Source organism: Agrobacterium sp. lyk4-40-TYG-31 (assembly GCF_030209855.1).
Taxonomy (GTDB): Bacteria; Pseudomonadota; Alphaproteobacteria; order Rhizobiales; family Rhizobiaceae; genus Agrobacterium; species Agrobacterium vaccinii.
The window spans coordinates 25,980-44,806 of sequence record NZ_JARVRE010000008.1; the positions used below are offsets into that span (position 1 = coordinate 25,980).

18 protein-coding genes are annotated in these 18,827 nt (G+C 57.6%); 10 read left to right on the plus strand and 8 right to left on the minus strand.

Going from position 1 to position 18,827, the window contains the following annotated elements:
• The first annotated feature begins 219 nt into the window (after positions 1–219).
• From QRN55_RS15905 to QRN55_RS15925, 5 genes are all read left to right on the plus strand, one after another.
• A complete protein-coding gene (locus QRN55_RS15905) occupies positions 220–735 on the plus strand; it encodes a GNAT family N-acetyltransferase (protein WP_284777452.1) in 516 nt (171 codons plus the stop codon).
• Between the two features lie 80 nt (positions 736–815).
• Positions 816–1,448: a LysE family translocator gene (locus tag QRN55_RS15910; RefSeq protein WP_284777453.1), complete on the plus strand. Its 633-nt coding sequence runs from the start codon at positions 816–818 to the stop codon at positions 1,446–1,448.
• Between the two features lie 43 nt (positions 1,449–1,491).
• The gene (locus tag QRN55_RS15915) at positions 1,492–2,370 is read left to right on the plus strand and encodes an EamA family transporter (protein WP_284777454.1); all 879 of its coding nucleotides are present in this window, start codon (positions 1,492–1,494) and stop codon (positions 2,368–2,370) included.
• 124 nt (positions 2,371–2,494) lie between these two features.
• Entirely contained in the window at positions 2,495–4,012 is a 1,518-nt protein-coding gene (locus QRN55_RS15920; RefSeq protein ID WP_284777455.1) for an ATP-binding protein, read from the plus strand.
• Between the two features lie 201 nt (positions 4,013–4,213).
• Positions 4,214–4,561: a hypothetical protein gene (locus QRN55_RS15925; protein ID WP_233121122.1), complete on the plus strand. Its 348-nt coding sequence runs from the start codon at positions 4,214–4,216 to the stop codon at positions 4,559–4,561.
• Positions 4,562–4,619: 58 nt separating this feature from the next.
• Here QRN55_RS15925 and QRN55_RS15930 read toward each other — a convergent pair whose 3' ends face one another.
• The gene (locus tag QRN55_RS15930) at positions 4,620–5,603 is read right to left on the minus strand and encodes a TerC family protein (RefSeq protein ID WP_284777456.1); all 984 of its coding nucleotides are present in this window, start codon (positions 5,601–5,603) and stop codon (positions 4,620–4,622) included.
• A 441-nt stretch (positions 5,604–6,044) separates the two neighbouring features.
• Between QRN55_RS15930 and rpsD the strand changes: the two genes are divergently transcribed.
• Positions 6,045–6,662 carry a 30S ribosomal protein S4 gene (gene rpsD / locus QRN55_RS15935; RefSeq protein WP_062449685.1) on the plus strand — a complete coding sequence of 206 codons (618 nt, stop codon included), beginning with the start codon at positions 6,045–6,047 and terminating at the stop codon, positions 6,660–6,662.
• A gap of 200 nt (positions 6,663–6,862) precedes the next feature.
• Here the strand turns inward: rpsD and gph are convergent, their stop codons facing one another.
• Positions 6,863–7,552: a phosphoglycolate phosphatase gene (gph, locus tag QRN55_RS15940; RefSeq protein ID WP_502871336.1), complete on the minus strand. Its 690-nt coding sequence runs from the start codon at positions 7,550–7,552 to the stop codon at positions 6,863–6,865.
• Positions 7,553–7,756: 204 nt separating this feature from the next.
• Between gph and rpiA the strand changes: the two genes are divergently transcribed.
• The 4 genes from rpiA to QRN55_RS15960 all read left to right on the plus strand — a co-directional run bounded on the left by rpiA (position 7,757) and on the right by QRN55_RS15960 (position 12,159).
• Positions 7,757–8,455 (plus strand): ribose-5-phosphate isomerase RpiA, encoded by a 699-nt coding sequence (rpiA, locus tag QRN55_RS15945; RefSeq protein WP_284777458.1) that lies wholly within the window; start codon positions 7,757–7,759, stop codon positions 8,453–8,455.
• A 17-nt stretch (positions 8,456–8,472) separates the two neighbouring features.
• Positions 8,473–9,075, plus strand: a complete 603-nt coding sequence (locus QRN55_RS15950) for a DUF2059 domain-containing protein (RefSeq protein WP_284777459.1) — start codon at positions 8,473–8,475, stop codon at positions 9,073–9,075.
• A 128-nt stretch (positions 9,076–9,203) separates the two neighbouring features.
• Positions 9,204–10,592 carry a glutathione-disulfide reductase gene (gor, locus tag QRN55_RS15955; protein ID WP_284777460.1) on the plus strand — a complete coding sequence of 463 codons (1,389 nt, stop codon included), beginning with the start codon at positions 9,204–9,206 and terminating at the stop codon, positions 10,590–10,592.
• A gap of 190 nt (positions 10,593–10,782) precedes the next feature.
• Positions 10,783–12,159: a class II 3-deoxy-7-phosphoheptulonate synthase gene (locus tag QRN55_RS15960; RefSeq protein WP_284777461.1), complete on the plus strand. Its 1,377-nt coding sequence runs from the start codon at positions 10,783–10,785 to the stop codon at positions 12,157–12,159.
• Between the two features lie 66 nt (positions 12,160–12,225).
• Here QRN55_RS15960 and QRN55_RS15965 read toward each other — a convergent pair whose 3' ends face one another.
• The 6 genes from QRN55_RS15965 to QRN55_RS15990 form a co-directional block, all read right to left on the minus strand.
• Complete coding sequence (locus QRN55_RS15965; protein ID WP_284777462.1) at positions 12,226–13,956, minus strand: pilus assembly protein TadG-related protein; 1,731 nt, start codon at positions 13,954–13,956, stop codon at positions 12,226–12,228.
• A 1-nt stretch (position 13,957) separates the two neighbouring features.
• Positions 13,958–14,380 carry a TadE family protein gene (locus tag QRN55_RS15970; RefSeq protein WP_111838211.1) on the minus strand — a complete coding sequence of 141 codons (423 nt, stop codon included), beginning with the start codon at positions 14,378–14,380 and terminating at the stop codon, positions 13,958–13,960.
• A gap of 118 nt (positions 14,381–14,498) precedes the next feature.
• The gene (radC, locus tag QRN55_RS15975; RefSeq protein ID WP_284777463.1) at positions 14,499–15,329 is read right to left on the minus strand and encodes a RadC family protein; all 831 of its coding nucleotides are present in this window, start codon (positions 15,327–15,329) and stop codon (positions 14,499–14,501) included.
• 24 nt (positions 15,330–15,353) lie between these two features.
• Positions 15,354–16,184, minus strand: coding sequence for a type I methionyl aminopeptidase (gene map, locus QRN55_RS15980; protein ID WP_111838213.1), 831 nt, complete (start codon positions 16,182–16,184; stop codon positions 15,354–15,356).
• A gap of 30 nt (positions 16,185–16,214) precedes the next feature.
• Entirely contained in the window at positions 16,215–16,934 is a 720-nt protein-coding gene (gene sfsA / locus QRN55_RS15985; RefSeq protein ID WP_284777464.1) for a DNA/RNA nuclease SfsA, read from the minus strand.
• Positions 16,935–16,960: 26 nt separating this feature from the next.
• On the minus strand, positions 16,961–18,808 hold the full coding sequence (locus QRN55_RS15990) for a PHA/PHB synthase family protein (RefSeq protein WP_284777465.1): 1,848 nt from the start codon (positions 18,806–18,808) through the stop codon (positions 16,961–16,963).
• Positions 18,809–18,827: the final 19 nt, after the last annotated feature.

An 18,827-nucleotide genomic window follows, 5' to 3' on the forward strand; every position in this document is an offset into this window, starting at 1 on the left:
CTGTACTGGTCGTTGCCTGGCAGCATCGGCAGACGAAAGTGTATGTCTCGCATCTGTCTGACCACATGTTGCGTGACATCGGTCTTCCCGTCAGCAAATATCGGTCTGAAATACCATTGTTACCACCTTGGACCCCACGCTTTTGAGGGTGGTGGCCTCCTCGGCAGTCATTCTGCCGGGGAGGTTTATTGTGATGCAGCTGAAATCTTGAGATAAGCCATGCAGACTTCCATACAAAAATTGTCGACCATTGACGCAGAGGCCTATCGCGACCTTCGTCTGGAGGGCTTGGCGGCTCATCCGGAAGCCTTCGGTGCTTCGTTTGAAGATGAGGCCGTGTTGTCAGTCGATGATTTCGCTCAACGCCTTGAACAAGGAAACGTTTTTGGCGCTCGTTGCACCGACACGAATGCTTTGGTGGGTGCCGTTGGCCTTCGCATCTCGACGGCCTCGAAGACCAGACATAAAGGCGCGATCTGGGGCATGTATGTGCGACCGCAGACGCGCGGCTCGGGCATCGGGGCTGCCCTCATCAAACACGCATTGGACTATGCCAAGCCGCTCGTTGAAGAGGTCACGATTATTGTCGGTGCGTCCAACATTGCTGCCCACAAACTGTATATCAAGATGGGGTTCGAGCAGTATGGGTTTGAACGGCGGGCGTTGAAAATCGGGCGAACCTATTACGATGAAGTGCTGATGGCGCTGGTTCTCAATCCGCCCACCGGGCAGTGACGGCCTAAGGTTGACCGCATTGGTCGACATGCTTTCGACTTGGTCGCTTGACCATATTATCATAACAAGGGGACATCATCATGCCGATAGAAAACTGGTTGGCCTTCGTGGCCGCATCCGCTGTCATGCTCGCCATTCCCGGGCCGACGATTTTGCTCGTTATTTCCTATGCGCTCGGTCACGGTCGCAAAGCCAGCTCGGCCACGGTAGCGGGCGTGGCGCTGGGGGATTTTACGGCAATGACCGCATCCATGCTAGGGCTGGGTGCGCTGCTGGCGACATCTGCCGCTCTATTTACCGTTTTGAAATGGGTGGGTGCCGCTTATCTTATCTATCTCGGCATCAAGCTGTGGCGTGCGCCGGTGGGCGGTGAGGGCGCGCAAGAAGCGGCAACCGGCAAGGAGCGTCCAGTTAAAATCTTCCTGCATACTTATATCGTGACGGCTCTGAACCCGAAAAGCATCATCTTCTTCGTAGCCTTCCTGCCCCAGTTTCTGACGCCATCGCTGCCGTTCTGGCCGCAGGTGATGATCTTCGAGGTCACGTTCCTTGTGCTTGCCACCTGCAATGCGGCTCTTTATGGATTGCTGGCAAGTGCGGCCCGCAATTCCATTCGCAAGCCAAAAGTCCAGCGCATCGTCAACCGTACAGGCGGAAGCCTGCTGATCGGGGCCGGCCTGCTGACCATGGGTTGGAAGCGCGCCGCCGGTTAAGAACGCCGCAATCTCGTGCGGCACCCGATTGGATAAAAACAAAATGGCCGTGCCGCATATCCTTCTTGCCCTGATCACCGTGTTTTTGTGGGGCTTCAACTTCGTTGTCATCAAGGTCGGCGTCATGGACATGCCGCCCTTGTTTCTGACAGCGTTGCGATACTTCTTCGCCGCAGTCCCGCTCGTCTTCTTTCTGTCGCGCCCGAAAGTGCCGTGGAAGCATATGGTCGTCTACGGCATGGTGATGGGCTGTGCGCAGTTCGGGCTTTTATACACCGCCATCAAATGGGGGCTTCCTGCCGGGCTTGCGTCGCTGGTCATGCAGTCTCAGGCGTTTTTCACCATGGCGCTGGCCGTTACGCTGCTGGGTGAGATACCACTGAAATCGCACATTGCGGGTGCCGCCGTTGCATTTGGCGGTCTGGCTGTGATCGGTCTTGAGCGTCTTGATATCGACGCGATGGTGCCACTCTTGATGTGCGTTGGTGCTGCCTTTAGCTGGGCCATCGGCAATATCGTCAATCGCAAGGTGGGCAGGGTCAATGCCGTGTCTTTCGTGGCGTGGACAAGCCTTGTGCCGGTGCTGCCGCTTATGGCTCTGTCTCTGGTTCTGGAAGGTCCACAGGCCATTTCGGCAGGTCTGGCGTCTGCTAATGTCATGACGGTGATGGTCGTCGTTTACATGGCTTATGGCGCAACGATTGTCGGTGCGGGTATCTGGAGTTTCCTGCTGCTGCGGTATCCGGCGGGCACGGTTGCACCCTTTTCGCTGCTGGTGCCGATCGTCGGTTTTCTCGGCGCTTACTTCGCTTTCGCAGAGGAAATCACACTCCTGGAGGTCATTGGTAGCACACTGGTTGTCGCAGGGCTGGCGCTGAATGTGTTCGGACGTCGCCTGTCGTGGGGCCGTGTTGCCTCCTGACGAGGGGTGATATTCCCTGTGCATTGTTGCGATAGGCAGGGGTATTCGGTTAAAACTTTGGTAAAGAGATGGTTCGCGTTGCGAGCCAGCGCATCATCCATTCTAAGTCGCAGGGACATTCACAGTGCAGGTCGGTATCGACATGGGAACCCTATCGGGCGGGCAGGCGGCCAAGCTCGATATCGAAGAATTGCTTGCCACACGTTTGCTGGTGCAGGGCAATTCTGGTTCCGGCAAATCGCATCTCCTGCGCCGTCTTCTGGAGCAGTCTGCGCCGTGGGTGCAGCAGGTCATCATTGATCCCGAAGGCGATTTCGTTACGCTGGCCGATAAATTCGGCCATGTGGTTGTCGATGGCGAGCGCACCGAGGGCGAGCTTGCTGGCATCGCCAACCGCATCAGGCAGCACCGCGTTTCCTGCGTTCTCACGCTGGAAGGTCTCGATATCGAGCAGCAGATGCGCGCTGCCGCAGCCTTCCTCAATGGCCTTTTCGATGCCGACCGCGAGTTCTGGTATCCCGTCCTCGTCGTCGTGGACGAGGCGCAGATGTTTGCGCCATCCGTTGCCGGTGAGGTGACGGAAGACGCGCGCAAGATGTCACTGGGTGCGATGACCAACCTGATGTGCCGTGGCCGAAAGCGCGGCCTGGCAGGCGTTATCGCCACGCAGCGTCTGGCAAAGCTGGCCAAGAACGTGGCCGCCGAAGCCTCCAACTTCCTGATGGGCCGTACCTTTCTGGATATTGACATGGCGCGCGCCGCCGATCTCTTGGGCATGGACCGTCGTCAGGCGGAAATGTTCCGCGATCTTCAGCGCGGCAATTTCGTGGCGCTTGGTCCAGCCTTGTCGCGTCGCCCTTTGCCAATCATTATCGGTGCAGTTGAAACATCGGCGCGTTCGTCATCTCCGAAGCTGATGCCGTTGCCGGATTCACCGCAGGATGTGGAAGACCTGATCTTCACGCCCGACCCGGAAGAATTCACGCGCTCTCCCGTACGCCGCGCACCGCCAGCACCACGCCCTACCACGGATATTCTGGCGGAGCTGTCGCGCTCCACGCCTGCCATTGGCGGGCCGGAACCGCAGCAACCACAGCGCAGCAGCCAGCCGGAACTTTCGCCGGAAGAGCGGACGGAAAAGATTTCGCTGGTGCTGACCGAAATCATGGACGATCCACAATCGGCCTATCGGACCGATGCCGTGCTTTATCAAGAGTTTCTGGTGCGCGCCCGCATGCGCCGCATTCCCGGCACGCCGATGACGCTCTCAGAGTTTCGCCGCCAAGTGGCCATTACCCGCTCCGGCGTGGATACGGAGATGGCGTCCACCGAGTCGTGGGAAACGGCGCTTGAGCTTTCAAAGAACGTCTCGGATGACTTGCAGGGTGTTTTCCTTCTGCTGGTCAAGGCGGCGTTGGCGCAAGAGCCTTGCCCATCAGATGCTCGGATCGCCCGCGCCTATGGCACGCATTCTGCGCGCCGCGCTCGCATGCTGCTCGGCTATTTCGAGGAGAAGGAACTTGTCGTCGTCCACGCGGATTTTTCCGGCAAGCGCATCGTGGCGTTTCCTGACCTAGACGCAAAAACCGCACCGGGTGATGCTGATGCGGCTGAGGATATCGCGAAGTTCGCGGCTGAGTAGGCTCATTTTAGTCTGAGGGATGCTCCAGATGCGAACAGCATGGGGACGGGTGCAAGCAAATCCTTAACGCTATCTTTGATTGTATTAATTTATAGTACTACCTTAAATTGACTCCCGGTGCCTGAGATGGAACAACCAGAGGCGGCAAGAGAGAAGCATTCTTGCTGTTCAAAAGTGGAAACCATTTGAGGAGAATGAGCTATGTCTGCTGCTCGTAGCACCATCTGGACGATCACCAACGCCACCGATTCCGATTGGTCGTTGACATCTTCAACTCTCAATCACGGTGTGTGGGCATCCAACCCGCCTCAGACGATCAAGGCGGGAGCAACCGCGTCTCTCACGGCTGAATCCAACGGTCTCGCGACAGGCGATGAAGGCACCGTCGTTTACTCCTTCAGCGGCGGGTCGGTCAGTTTCTATTTCGATAACCCGTTTTTGGGTTCCGATGATTACAAGGCGACGGTTCCGCCGGGTTATGACCAGACAAGCAACCAACAGACCGGCAACACGCAGGTTCTGACAACGCGCGTCTTCAAGACCAGCTAAAAATGGAACGGGCGCGGTGAAAACCGCGCCCGTGTCAGCATCTCGTTTCGGTTTAACCTTACTCGATCGCCTTCTTTTCATTCCGCGTCGCCAGTAGCGAGCCGACAACGCCTGTCACGAGGATCGCGACGGTTACGCCCAGCGACAGGGCAGGCGGGATCTTGGCGATACCCAGCATGTCGGCCACGAAGATCTTGGAGCCGACGAAGACCAGAACCGCAGCCAGCGCATATTTCAGATACGCAAAGCGGTGGATGAGGGCGGCCAGTGCGAAGTAGAGGGCACGCAGGCCAAGGATCGCGAAGATGTTCGATGTGTAGACGATGAACGGGTCTGTCGTGATCGCGAAGATCGCGGGGATCGAATCGACTGCAAAGATAAGGTCGGCGATTTCGACCATAATCAGCGCGAGGAACAGCGGCGTGACGAAGGTCTTCAGCTTGCCGGTCTTTGCATCGACTTCCTTGACGATGAATTTTTCACCGTGCAGCGCATTGGTCACCGGCAGGTGACGGCGCAAGAACTTCAATATCTTGTTGTTGCCGATATCGTTTTCATCATGGTCTGACGAAAACAGCATCTTGAGACCGGTAAAGACCAGAAACGCCGCGAAGATATAGAGAACCCAGTGGAAGTTATCGACGATCGCAGCACCCGCAGCAATCATGATGCCGCGCAGGACAATCACGCCCAGAATACCCCAGAGCAGCACGCGGTGCTGGTACTGGCGGGGAATGGCGAAGTAGGAGAAGATCATGGCGATGATGAAGATGTTGTCCATCGCCAGGCTTTTTTCGACCACGAAGCCGGTGACGTATTCCATCGCCGATTGCTGGCCGGACTGGTACCAGATCCAGCCGCCAAATGCCAAGCCGATGACGATGTAGAAACCTGACATCAGCAAGCTTTCGCGAATGCCGATTTCCTTGGAGTTCTTATGCAGCACGCCCAGATCGAGAGCGAGCAGGCCTAATACGAGAGAAATGAAGACACCCCACATCCATGTGGGCGTGCCGAGAAAATCAGAGAAGAGGAAGTCCATCAGTCAACCTTTGGCCGGACGAGGTTGGCTTTACGGATGGGGAACGTGTGATAGACATAGACGTGGCCCCAACCTTAAGAAACTCGACATCGCGTATTGTCCGGTAATACGCCAGAGGGGCCCGAGTTCTGATCACGACGATGAAATAATGTGGCGAAATCCTGTTTCAAGAGGATCGCCAAACTTTTTTCTCGTTGACAATTTTATGAAGGCCTCCTAGAAGCCGCACAACACCGGGCCGCAATGCTCGGTGTTATCTGTTGATTGCCTTGCAGCTTCTATGTTGTCTTTCGGCAATCGACATCACTGACATGTCCCGTGGCTTCTCCGTACGCAAATGTGAGAAACCTGTCAGAGGTTCTCAACAGAACCTCAGAGGAGGGCGTGTTTCCTTGATCCGGTTTGGCAACAAACCGGTGTAACGTTCTGAAAGGAAATACGATGAGCAAGCGCGAATCGTCCAAGTATAAAATTGACCGCCGTATGGGCGAAAACATCTGGGGTCGTCCTAAGTCCCCAGTAAACCGCCGCGAATACGGCCCAGGCCAGCACGGCCAGCGCCGCAAGGGCAAGATGAGCGACTTCGGCACGCAGCTGCGCGCCAAGCAGAAGCTCAAGGGCTACTACGGTGAAATCCGCGAGAAGCAGTTCCGCGCAACTTACGACGAAGCGAACCGTCGCAAGGGTGACACATCCGAGAACCTGATCGGTCTGCTCGAGTCCCGTCTGGACGCGATCGTGTACCGCGCAAAGTTCGTTCCGACCGTTTTCGCTGCTCGCCAGTTCGTAAACCATGGCCACGTCACGGTTAACGGCGTTCGCGTCAACATCGGTTCTTACCGTTGCAAGGTCGGCGACGTTATCGAAGTTCGCCAGAAGTCCAAGCAGCTCGTCACCGTTCTCGAAGCTGTTGCTCTCGCAGAACGCGACGTTCCTGACTACGTCGAAGTCGATCACAACAAGATGGTTGCGACATTTGCTCGCGTACCGGCTCTGTCTGACGTTCCATACCCAGTTGTCATGGAACCGCACCTCGTGGTCGAATTCTACTCGCGTTAATCTGCCAGTAGCAGAGATTGAAAAAGCCGCCTTTCAGGGCGGCTTTTTTGTTGCGCGGTTTTTCGTCTTTTACCCTGCATAACTGGCGTCATCCTAGGGCTTGTCCCTAGGATCTAACCAAGTTGAATGTTGGGGTTCGTTAGATCCTAGGGACAAGCCCTAGGATGACGGACGGGAGGTTCGCGGTATTTCCAACCTCATCAGGCCGCAGCGACCCGCTTGGCTATCAACTGTTCGATCAGTGCCGCATCCAACTCATCATAGCTATCAATCACCACATCCGGTCCAAGCTCGGCCATCGGCACATCCGTATAGCCGAAGGTCACGCCTACCGAGGGAATGTTGGCGTTCTTGGCTGAGGCGATGTCGTTGAAACTGTCGCCGACCATCACGCTACTTGCAGCATCGCCACCTGCTTTTTCGATGGTGCCGGTGATATGGCGGGCGTCCGGTTTGCGCCACTCGAAGGTGTCGCCACAGGTCGTCGCGGCGAAGTAATGGCTGAGGCCAAGTTTCTCCAGCAGCGGAATTGCAAGAGCGGTTGTCTTGTTCGTGCAGACAGCCAGCGTGAAACCCGCTGCGGTCAGTCTGTCGAGTGCTGAGACGATGCCAGGGTAGGGCACGCTCTGTCCGGGCATTTTTTCAAGATAATAGGATAGGAAGCGCTCATAGAGCGGCTCCAGCTCGGCGTCGGAAAGCTCTTTGTTACGTAGGGCAAAGGCCCGCTTGATCATGACACGTGCGCCGTGACCGACGAGGTGTTTGAGGTCACCGTAGGTCGTGGGTGCGAGACCGGCTGCGGCGATGGCGTAATTCAGGCTGTCGATGAGGTCGGGAGCGGTGTCGACCAATGTGCCGTCGAGATCGAAGATGACAAGGGGAGTAGTCAAGGAATGCCTCATGAATAACTGTCTATTTTCGGCAAGGCTAAGCAATGGCGCGGGCTTTTGCAACGAAACCTTTGGATCGTCATGCGTTGTGATCTGAAAGGGCTTTCGTTTGCTATTCTTCCCGTGTAAACACCACGCCAACGTTCTGGCCCTTTGAAAGGGCAGGGCGTGGACAGTCTAAACAGACCCGGAGTTTGCAGCCGAATGGATGCCCGCCAAATGAAGATCAAGGCCGCAGAAGCGGCGTTGTCCTACGTCGAAGACGGAATGCGTCTCGGTATTGGTACGGGCTCCACGGCAGAGGAATTCGTCAGGCTTCTGGCGGAAAAAGTCTCCAATGGCCTCAACGTTCAGGGCGTCCCCACATCGGAGCGCACCGCGCGCCTGTGCGTCGAACTCGGCGTTCCCTTGAAGTCGCTGGATGAACTGCCTGAGCTTGACCTGACCATCGATGGTGCTGACGAGGTCGATCACGGCCTGCGTTTGATCAAGGGCGGCGGCGGCGCGTTGCTACGTGAGAAAATCGTGGCTGCGGCCTCATCTCGCGTCATCGTGATCGCCGATCAGACCAAGGTCGTGGACACGCTGGGAGCGTTTCCACTTCCCATCGAAATCAATATTTTCGGCCAGGTCGCAACCTGCATCGCCATTGAAAAACTGGCGTCCAGGCTTGGTCTTTCGGGCGAATTGAAGCTGCGCGCGTTGGAGGACGGACCCTTCAAAACCGACGGCGGACACCTCATTTTCGACGCATCTTTTGGCCGTATTCCTGATGCAGAAGCACTGGCACGCGAGCTGAACACCATACCAGGTGTTGTCGAGCACGGACTTTTCATTAATCTGGCATCGCTTGCTATTATCGCCGGGCCGGATGGCGCCCGCGTAATGCAGGCGAAAATATAACAGGAGCGAGAGATTTCATGATCAAACTTGCGGGACTGGGCAACGCTGCCGCTGCTTCTATCCTCATTTCAGGCGTCATCTTCGGCACTGCCGTTCGCGCACAGGAAATCACGGAAGAGCATATTGCCGCTGCAAAGCAGGCTATTGGCACTCTCGGCGTTACCGACCGTTTTGACGACATTCTGCCGGGTCTTGCAGAGCGACTGAAGGCCGAGCTTATTCAGGCTTCGCCAAACGTGCAGGACGCCATCACCGAGACGGTCGATACCAAGGCGCTGGAACTCGCACCGCGCCGCGCCGATCTGGAACGTGAAGCCGCGCTCACCTATGCGCGCGCATTCTCGCTTGACGAGCTGAAGGCCATCTCCACGTTTTACGGCAGCGAAGCTGGCAAGAAACTGTTGAAGGACGGACCGATCGCCACGCGCGAACTGATGAAGGCTGCCGATATCTGGGCGGCTGGCATCAACCGTGACCTCAACACATCCAGCATGACGGAACTGCAGAAGGTTGCCGGTGCAGACCTGCAGCCACTGCCTGCAAACAGCGCCAACACCGGTGGTGCACCGGGCGCAGCAGCGCCGGCCACTGCTGCACCAGCGGCTAAGCCCAAGCCTTAATCTTCTGAGCGAGATTCAGAATTTTTCAAAGCCCGGATAACAGTCCGGGCTTTTCATTTATGGGGTGCGCCACCTATATGAGTGCATCAGGGATGGCTGCGACCGTCCTTCCTATCAGAGGCTCTTCCATGACAACTTATGACTACGACCTTTTCGTTATCGGCGGCGGCTCCGGCGGTGTGCGCAGCGCCCGTGTGGCAGCGTCGCTGGGCAGGCGTGTCGGCATTGCGGAAGAGTACCGCTATGGCGGAACCTGCGTCATAAGAGGTTGCGTGCCGAAGAAGCTGTTCGTCTACGCCTCGCAATATCAGGAGCATTTCGAAGATGCCGCGGGCTACGGCTGGACGGTGGGCGAGAGCACCTTCGACTGGAAAAAGCTGATTGCGGCAAAGGACAAGGAAATCGATCGCCTCGAGGGCCTTTATCGCAAGGGTCTAGAGAACGCCAAGGCCGACATTTTCGACAGCCGCGCCGAACTGGTGGATGCTCACACCGTAAAGCTGACGAAGTCAGGACAGGCGGTAACGGCGGAGCGCATCGTGATTGCGGTGGGTGGCACGCCCAACCCGCATGTGTCCTTACCCGGCTATGAATTGGCGATTTCGTCCAATGACGCGTTTCATCTGGATGCCTTGCCGAAATCCATTCTGATTGCGGGCGGCGGTTATATCGCGGTGGAGTTTGCCAATATCTTCCATGGTCTTGGCGTGGAAACGACGCTGATCTATCGCGGCAAGCAAATTCTGAATGGCTTCGACAACGATATGCGCGAAGGCCTGCATGCGGCGATGACCGAAAAAGGCATCCGCATCATTCTGGAAGACGTGATCCATGAGATCAGCAAGGACGGCGACGACGGCTTTGTGGCGCGCACCAAGCAGGGCGAGTCGCTGCATGTCGGGCTGGTGATGCTGGCGCTGGGCCGCGATCCCAACACGCAAGGCCTCGGTCTGGAAAATGCCGGTGTGGCGGTCAACGAAAAGGGCGCCATCATTGTCGATGGTTACTCCCGCACGAATGTGCCGGGTATCTTTGCGCTGGGTGATGTCACCGACCGGGTACAGTTGACGCCAGTCGCCATTCATGAAGCCATGTGCTTCATCGAAACCGAGTTCAAGAACAATCCGACGAAGCCGGATCATCACCTGATCGCAACGGCGGTTTTCTCCCAGCCGGAAATCGGCACGGTCGGTATTTCCGAAGAGGAGGCCGCTGGCAAGTTCGAGGAGATCGAGGTCTACCGCGCACAGTTCCGCCCGATGAAGGCAACGCTTTCCGGTCGTACGGAAAAGACCATCATGAAGCTGATCGTCAACGCCGCAGATCGCAAGGTCGTCGGCGCGCATATTCTTGGTCATGAGGCCGGTGAAATGGCGCAGCTTCTGGGTATCACGCTGAAGGCCGGATGCACCAAGGACGATTTCGATGCCACCATGGCCGTCCACCCGACCGCTGCGGAAGAGCTGGTGACCATGTATACGCCAAGCTACCGCATTAAAAACGGTCAGCGGGTGTAATTGCGATTATAGTGGCGAAGAAATTAAATCGTTTAGATTCTCTTTTCTTCGCTTTATCGGCACAAAAACGGCTGAAACGCTTAGGCTCCATAAGGATCGGCTTTGCAAAGCCTGTCCTTGAAGCTATAAGCCGCGCAACTTTCGAGATCGCCGCTCAAGACGGAGTTGGCGTGGAAACCAGGTGAAAAACATGGCACAGAATTGGACACCCGGTAGCTGGAGACACAAGCCGGTCCAGCAGGTTCCAGAATACCCAGATATGGCTGCTCTGGCGGCCACGGAAGCGACGCTGGCGACCTATCCGCCGCTGGTGTTTGCCGGTGAAGCGCGCCGCTTGAAGAAGCAGCTTGCCAATGTGGCGGAAGGCGAAGCCTTCCTGCTACAGGGTGGCGATTGCGCAGAAAGCTTTCTGGAACATGGCGCCGACAATATTCGCGACTTCTTCCGTGCCTTCCTGCAAATGGCCGTCGTTCTGACCTATGGCGCGCAGCTTCCTGTCGTGAAGGTTGGCCGCATCGCCGGTCAGTTTGCCAAGCCGCGTTCCTCGAACATCGAGTCGCAGAACGGTGTAGAGCTGCCATCCTACCGTGGTGACATCATCAACGGTATCGAGTTCAACGAGGGTGCACGCATTCCCAACCCGGAGCGTCAGCTCGACGCTTACCGCCAGTCGGCGGCGACGCTGAACCTGCTGCGCGCCTTTGCCATGGGTGGCTATGCCAACCTTGAAAACGTGCACCAGTGGATGCTCGGCTTCGTGAAGGATAGCCCGCAGGCTGATCGTTACCGCAAGCTGGCCAACCGCATCTCTGAAACGATGGACTTCATGAAGGCTATCGGCATTACGGCGGAAAACCAGCCAAGCCTGCGCGAAACGGACTTCTTCACCAGTCACGAAGCGCTGCTTTTGGGCTATGAAGAAGCGCTGACCCGCATCGACTCCACCTCCGGTGACTGGTACGCCACCTCGGGCCACATGCTGTGGATCGGCGACCGTACGCGTCAGTTGGACCATGCCCATGTGGAATATTTCCGTGGCATCAAGAACCCGATTGGTTTGAAGTGCGGCCCGTCCTTGCAGCCCGACAATCTGATCGAGTTGATCGATGCGCTTAACCCGGCCAACGAAGCCGGTCGCCTGACGCTGATCTGCCGCTTCGGGCACGACAAGGTTGCCGAAAGCCTGCCGAAGCTGATCCGTGCGGTTCAGAAGGAAGGCCGCAAGGTCGTGTGGTCCTGCGATCCGATGCATGGCAACACGATCACGCTCAACCATTACAAGACGCGTCCGTTCGAGCGCATTCTGTCGGAAGTCGAAAGCTTCTTCCAGATCCACCGCGCCGAAGGCACGCATCCGGGCGGCATCCACATCGAAATGACCGGCAAGGACGTGACGGAATGCACCGGCGGTGCGCGCACCGTGACAGCCGACTCGCTGTCCGATCGTTACCACACTCACTGCGACCCACGCCTCAATGCGGACCAGGCGCTGGAACTTGCGTTTCTGCTGTCCGAACGCATGAAGACCGGTCGCGACGAGAAGCGTCTGGCCGTCGTCAACGGCTGATCGGGTCTGAGAGACATGCGAAAGCCGCCGGGGTGACCCGGCGGCTTTTTTGTTGTTGTCATGTCTTCACTGCACCAGCGCCGGGTGGGCGCAACGGGCATCGGTGACGCGTACATCGGCTTCACCGATCTTGATGCCGAGCAGCATCAGCGTGTTGTAGAGCAAGGCGTCGATCGGCACCGTGGCGACCGAAAGTGTTTCGGCGAGAGCAGCCTGAACAACCGTCGGAGAGCCGATGGTGAGGAACAGGACGTTGATATCGACGTCGAGGTTTTTCAGCAGCGATTTCACCAGGGATGTCGTTGCGTCCTTTGTGGACACGCTTTTCACCGTCGCCTGGGTGATGTCGGATTGCTGGAAGGTCAGCTTCGTCTTCGTCATGTTGGCGGCATCGACATGGGCCATGCCGTTGATCTTGAGCACCAGTGCATCGACGATTGCGGCCTTGGTCACGCGAGGGTCACGCCCGAAATTGTTGAAGGCGGTGGTATCGACATTACCAAGCGATATCTCGGCGATCCCCGGCACCACGTCCACATCCACTGCCGCTGTGCCGTTTGCCGAGCACCTGATGTCGGTGAGTTTGGCCTCGGCATTGGCTACTTCCACATAGAGGGGAACGTTGACGGAGAGGCCGAGCAGGGCTTTCAGACCGTCTACCTTCGTATCGATGGAAAGACGCGTCTGCGACGTTCTGACGATGCTGCCGGTTGAGCCGAGCGCCAGCGACGGTGTGCCGACGGGTGGTTCGCCGATGGCAAGGGTGATTTTGGTCGAGGCAAGTCCCGGCACGGTGACACCGGCGTCGAGAGACAGCTGCTTGCCGCCATTTGCCGCTGTCGCCGCAGCCGTGATGAGATCGAAGATGCCTGCCTGGACATTTAGGTTCTCGGCATTGCCGATCTGTTTATCGAGAATGGGTTCCAGCGCCAGTACCTGTTCCAGCCGCAGCTTGACCGTGCTTTTGTTGAGAGCCTTTTCCAGCGATTTTAGCGCAGCCGTGACCGTTGGTCGTGTGCCGGTGACCTTCAGCAGCGCGCTGACAAATTTGCCGTAGGTAATCTCTGTTTTCAACACATCGCGATAGGTCCCAGCCGTGAGGTTGAGATCGAGTGCCAGCGCATCGATGATTTTCAGGGCGTTCACATCGGCGGCGACCAGCGCCTGATAATCCACCAGATTGAGCGAGATGGTCGTGCCCAGCAGGCCGCCCAGAAGATTGTTCAGCAAGCCGTTGTTGAGGCTGGCGACACGTGATCCAACGGAGACCGCGGCGAGGCGCTGGGCCGCTGCCGTGCCGACGGCGGAAATCGTCGGAGCGGTGGTAAAGGTGCTCGCGAAATAGATCTGGCCCTTTTCGTAGATATTGACCTTCACCGCATTGGAGGGCGTCGCGTTTTCCACGAAGCGTTTGCCGATGCCCACATTGGCATCCGGGACGTAGCGACCCTTGATCACCTCGGCATAGCCATCGCGGCTGGAGAATGCGGTGTTGGGGTCGAAGGGGGTGGTGCCCGTATCCGTCAAGATGCCGGACGCCGTCTTCACACCGATGTTCTTGTTGTTAAGCTGGAAATACTGAAAGACCGCGCGCTCCACATTGCTGGCAGAGGCTGCCGATATGGCGGCAAGATCTGCTGTGTTCTGCAACTGGCGCTTTTGCACGGTCAGCGAGCCATAATCGACACCCAATGCCAGTACACCCATCATCAGAGGTGCGGTGATGCCAGCCATGATAGCGACGTTGCCGGAGCGGTCGCGCAGCATTCTGGCGACTTTCGAAACGGAATTCTGCATCTCAAATCCCCCCGATGCGAATGGTCGAGAAACGTCTGATGGTCTTGTCGGGAAGCGCGAAGCTGTAGAGGCTCCAGATCGGCAGTCCAGTCGCGTCATATTCGACTGTCACGGTAAACTGGTTGACGTTACCGGGGTCGCTACCGACGCTGACGTTCACATTTCTCTTGTCGAGGAAGATGTAGTTCAGCGCTGTCCGATCGACGAAGTCCTTCGCCAGGGTTTCCCGCTCGGTTTTGTTGATCCCGGCGACTGCCGTGCGGGCCGCATCTGCAGCCACCTGCTGCACGGCATAGGCCGCCGTCAGGTAGATGCCGTAGGCGATCATCGTTAAAAGCACGAGGATGAAGACCGGGGCGACGATGGCAAACTCCACCGCAGCGGAGCCAGAACGATTACGGAGAATTCCTGCCACCTGTTTCATGGCGCACCCCTGATCCGAAGTATTATTATTTTCGAATAGGCTAAAATATAGAGATTGATTTTTTATTAATTCACGGTTGTGCCAAATGCGCACAACGGGACGGCTGGGTGCATAAAACCTAGATCAGCCGCAGACCCTTAAAGCTGACATGCCCATCCTTGCCGATGATGATGTGATCGTGCACGGCGATTCCCAGCGGTTTGGCGGTGTCTATGATGGTCTTCGTCATCTCGATATCCGCGCGGGACGGTGTCGGGTCGCCGCTTGGATGGTTGTGGACGAGAATGATGGCGGTTGAAGAAAGCTCTAGCGCGCGGCGCACCACTTCACGCGGATAGACCGGTGTGTGGTCCACCGTGCCTTGGCCCTGCACCTCATCCGCGATCAGCACGTTGCGCTTGTCGAGAAACAGGATGCGGAACTGCTCGCGCGCCTCATGGGCCATCACGGCATGGCAATAATCTATGACCGACGACCATGAGCCCAGCACCTGCTTGTTGCGGATTTCGCTTTTCAGCATGCGCTGGGAAACGGACGAGATGAGTTTCAGATCGAGTGCGACCGCTTCGCCGACGCCCTTGACCTCTTGCAACAGGGCGATGGGAGCGCCCATGACCCCACCGAAGGTGCCGAACCGCGCGATCAGCGCCTTGGCAATCGGTTTCGTATCCCGTCTTGGAATGAGCCGGAACAGCAGAAGCTCCAGCAATTCGTAATCGGCAAGCGCTGCGTCACCATTGTCGCGGTATTTGGCGCGAAGCCGCTCGCGATGGCCGAGATAATGCGCCGCGTCGCTGTCCGGCGCAGGGGTCGGCTCCGCTTTCATCTTGCGGGGCGCCTGTCGTTGTTCTGCGAAAAAGCCGCGCTCATCAGGTGCTTCGGCAAGGCCGTCGCTGCCGCCATCCTTGGCGCTGAACAATGTTTTCTGGTCGGCGGGGCGTTTGGCCATCGGCATCGTCTCGCGTGGTTTTCGTTACAGCGGTGGCAGACCGGGGCGGTGCAGGCCACCGGGCGAAAGCGTGAAAATTTCACATCCCGTCGCCGTCACGCCCACCGCATGCTCATACTGCGCAGACAGAGAACGGTCGCGGGTCACCGCCGTCCAGCCGTCGGACAGAACCTTCACATGCGGCTTGCCCAGATTGATCATCGGCTCGATGGTGAAAATCATGCCTTCGCGAATTTCCGGCCCATCGCTTTCCTTGCCATAGTGCAGGATGTTGGGCGTATCGTGAAACAGACGGCCCACGCCGTGGCCGCAGAAATCCGTGACCACGGAGCAGCGCTCGGATTCCGCATAGGCCTGAATGGCAGCGCCGATGGCGCCGGTGCGAGCACCCGGGCGCACTGCCGCAATGCCGCGCATCAGGCATTCATAAGTCACTTCCAGCAGCCGCTCGGACGCACGCTTTATCTGACCCACCGGATACATTCGGCTCGAATCGCCATACCAGCCATCCAGCACATAGGTGACGTCTATGTTGACGATATCGCCCTCACGCAACGGCTTGTCATCGGGAATGCCATGACACACGACGTGGTTGATGGAGGTGCAGACGGATTTGGTGTAGCCGCGATAATTCAGCGTGGCGGGCAGGGCGTTATTGTCCATGCCGAATTCGAACACGAAACGGTCGATGGCATTGGTCGTCACGCCGGGCTTGACGATATCGGCCAGCGCATCCAGGCAGCGCGCCGTCAACTGGCTCGCCTTGTGCATGCCCGCAAAGTCTTCCTGGTTATACAGGCGGATCACGCCCGTATTCTTCATGGGGGCCGTTGCCGCGTCGATGTAAGTAACCATTGTACCGCCTTCTGTGCTTTATGCTTTGTTTCATAATGCAGCAGGGTGCCAGTCGTCCATTGCAACCATCTCGTTTGCGCTAATTTCCAGTGAGGAGATGTGACATTTGATGGCGTAAGCCTCCACGCCACGAAGCATCGCACGCTGAAATGCCGCAAAATAGACCGGATCAAGGTCGTCGCAGATGCGCAACCGCTGGCAATCGATGCGCTGGATGAGGTAGAGCATCACCGCCCGGTAACCGGCCTCAGCCGCATCGCCCAATTCATCCAGATGTTTTGCGCCGCGTTTGGTCGGGCTGTCGGGAAATTCCGCCAGACCTTTTGCGCGGGTGAAATGCACATTCTTCACCTCCACATAGGCATCAGGCCTGCCGGGTGCAGAGAGCAGAAAATCGATGCGCGAATTGATGCCGTATTTCTGCTCTCGCTTCAGACCTGTGTAGTCGGTGAGTTGCGGTATTCGACCGTGGGTGATGGCTTCCTCAGCCAGCCGGTTGGGCATGCCGGTGTTGATGCCCACCACCGTTCCATCCGCTTCCACCAGTTCCAGCATATGGCGGTATTTGCGGGTAGGGCTGTCATGCTGGGAAAGCCAGATGCGGGAACCCGGCGTGGTCAGTCCGCGCATCGAGCCGGTGTTGGGGCAAAAACCCGTCACGGCCGTGCCGTCCTCCAGCACCGCATCGAACAGAAAACGCTTGTAGCGGGACACGAGCGTGGCGGGGATGAGCGGGGAATCAAACTGCATGGCGCAGTGTCGTGCCGGGCAATGGTTTATTCAAGCACATAGGTGCCCGGCGCATCGCAAAGCGGCGTCAGCGCGTCGCCGCCGGGCAGGCGGGCATCCACTTTTCGGCTGTCTTGGTTGGTAATCCACCGCTGCCAGTGCGGCCACCACGATCCCTTTTGAGCTCTCGCCGTCTGCTGCCACGTTTCGAAGTCACCCTCCGGTGATGTGCCTGTCCAGTATTGATACTTGTCCATCTCCGGCGGGTTGACCACGCCCGCGATGTGGCCGGACGCGCTAAGAACGAAGTCCACCGGCCCTCCGAAGAGGGCAGCACCCGTGAAAACCGACTTGGCAGGGGCAATGTGATCTTCGCGCGTGGCGAGATCGAAAACGGGAATGGTGATGTCCTTGAGATCGAGCAGCTTGCCCGCCACCTGCATGCGCCCCTCGGCCAGATTGTTTTCCAGATAGCAATTGCGCAGGTAAAACGAGTGGTTGGCCGCAGCCACGCGGGTCGAATCGGAATTCCAGTAGAGCAGGTCGAAGGGTGGCGGCTGCGCGCCGCGCAGGTAATTGTCCACGACATAGGGCCAGATCAGGTCGGATGCGCGCAGCATGTTGAACACGCTGGCCATGACAGCACCATCGAGATAGCCGACGGCCTTCATATGCGCATCGAGCGCTGCCAACTGCTGTTCATCTATGAACACTTTCAGGTCGCCCGCATGGGTGAAATCCGTCTGGGCGGCAAGCAGCGTGGCGGAACGGATGCGCTTGTTCTTTTCCTGCGCATGCAGCGCCAGCGTGGAGGCCAGCAGCGTGCCGCCGATGCAGTAACCCACGGCGTTGATCTTCTTTTCACCGGTCGCCTGTTCGATGGCGTCGAGTGCGAAATCTATCCCTTCACGGGTGTAGCTTTCCCAATTTTTCTCAGCATGGCGCGCATCGGGATTGACCCAGGAGATCATGAAAACCGTGTGGCCCTGGTCAACGCACCATTTGACGTAGGATTTGCGAGCATTGAGGTCGAGAATGTAAAACTTATTGATCCAAGGCGGGATGATCAGCAGGGGCCGTTTCAACACCTTTTCGGTGGAGGGTGCGTATTGAATGATTTCGCACAGGTCGCTTCTGGCGATGACCTTGCCGGGTGTGACGGCCACATTCTGACCGATGACGAATTTGCTGTAATCGGTCTGGCGCAGCTTGATGTTGCCATTGCCCGCCGCCATGTCCTCGGCCAGTTGAGCCATGCCCTTGACGAGGTTTGCACCGCTGGTCGCCACCGTCTCGCGAAAGACCTGCGGATTGGTGAAGGCGAAATTGGTGGGCGAAATCGCTTCCGTCACTTGGCGCATATAGAACCGGGCTTTCTGGCGCGTATGCTCGTCCAGACCTTCGGCCTCGTTCACCATCCTGTCCGCCCAGCTTGCGGTGGCGAAGTAGACTTTTTGCAAGAAATCGAAAAACGGGTTTTCCTGCCAGTCGGCATCGGCAAAGCGCTTGTCCTTGCGCCCGGTGTCGGCGTTCTCCCGTGCGGCGGAAGGCTCGCCGGAAAGCTCCGACATTGACTTCTGCCAGATGTCGAAATAGCTCGAGAGCAGATGTGTTTGCGCCTCCACGGAGCGCTGCGGCTCCGCCATCCAGTATTCCGCGACATCGGACAGTGTCTTAAACAGATCGCTGGTGGGGCTGGCGGTGGATTGCGGAATGTCGCCGCGCTCGCGCGGCGCAAGCCATTCGGAGGCTGCCTTGCCTAGATTTTCCAGTGCTCTTGCCACGTTCATGGCAAAGGCCTGGGGATCGCGCACGATATAGGCGTCGGCAGATTTAGGATCGAAGCCCGCAGGCTTTTCCTCCCTGTCGTCAACCCCACCTCTCGTACCCTTCATCCATTGTCCTCCGGTGCAT

Excerpts from the sequence above, each read along its gene's own strand:
- QRN55_RS15905 (WP_284777452.1), top strand. The coding sequence starts at position 220 with ATGCAGACTTCCATACAAAAATTGTCGACCATTGACGCAGAGGCCTAT.
- QRN55_RS15910 (WP_284777453.1), top strand. The coding sequence starts at position 816 with ATGCCGATAGAAAACTGGTTGGCCTTCGTGGCCGCATCCGCTGTCATG.
- QRN55_RS15915 (WP_284777454.1), top strand. The coding sequence starts at position 1,492 with ATGGCCGTGCCGCATATCCTTCTTGCCCTGATCACCGTGTTTTTGTGG.
- QRN55_RS15925 (WP_233121122.1), top strand. The coding sequence starts at position 4,214 with ATGTCTGCTGCTCGTAGCACCATCTGGACGATCACCAACGCCACCGAT.
- QRN55_RS15930 (WP_284777456.1), bottom strand. The coding sequence starts at position 5,603 with ATGGACTTCCTCTTCTCTGATTTTCTCGGCACGCCCACATGGATGTGG.
- rpsD (WP_062449685.1), top strand. The coding sequence starts at position 6,045 with ATGAGCAAGCGCGAATCGTCCAAGTATAAAATTGACCGCCGTATGGGC.
- rpiA (WP_284777458.1), top strand. The coding sequence starts at position 7,757 with ATGGATGCCCGCCAAATGAAGATCAAGGCCGCAGAAGCGGCGTTGTCC.
- QRN55_RS15950 (WP_284777459.1), top strand. The coding sequence starts at position 8,473 with ATGATCAAACTTGCGGGACTGGGCAACGCTGCCGCTGCTTCTATCCTC.
- gor (WP_284777460.1), top strand. The coding sequence starts at position 9,204 with ATGACAACTTATGACTACGACCTTTTCGTTATCGGCGGCGGCTCCGGC.
- QRN55_RS15960 (WP_284777461.1), top strand. The coding sequence starts at position 10,783 with ATGGCACAGAATTGGACACCCGGTAGCTGGAGACACAAGCCGGTCCAG.
- QRN55_RS15965 (WP_284777462.1), bottom strand. The coding sequence starts at position 13,956 with ATGCAGAATTCCGTTTCGAAAGTCGCCAGAATGCTGCGCGACCGCTCC.
- QRN55_RS15970 (WP_111838211.1), bottom strand. The coding sequence starts at position 14,380 with ATGAAACAGGTGGCAGGAATTCTCCGTAATCGTTCTGGCTCCGCTGCG.
- radC (WP_284777463.1), bottom strand. The coding sequence starts at position 15,329 with ATGGCCAAACGCCCCGCCGACCAGAAAACATTGTTCAGCGCCAAGGAT.
- map (WP_111838213.1), bottom strand. The coding sequence starts at position 16,184 with ATGGTTACTTACATCGACGCGGCAACGGCCCCCATGAAGAATACGGGC.
- sfsA (WP_284777464.1), bottom strand. The coding sequence starts at position 16,934 with ATGCAGTTTGATTCCCCGCTCATCCCCGCCACGCTCGTGTCCCGCTAC.
- QRN55_RS15990 (WP_284777465.1), bottom strand. The coding sequence starts at position 18,808 with ATGAAGGGTACGAGAGGTGGGGTTGACGACAGGGAGGAAAAGCCTGCG.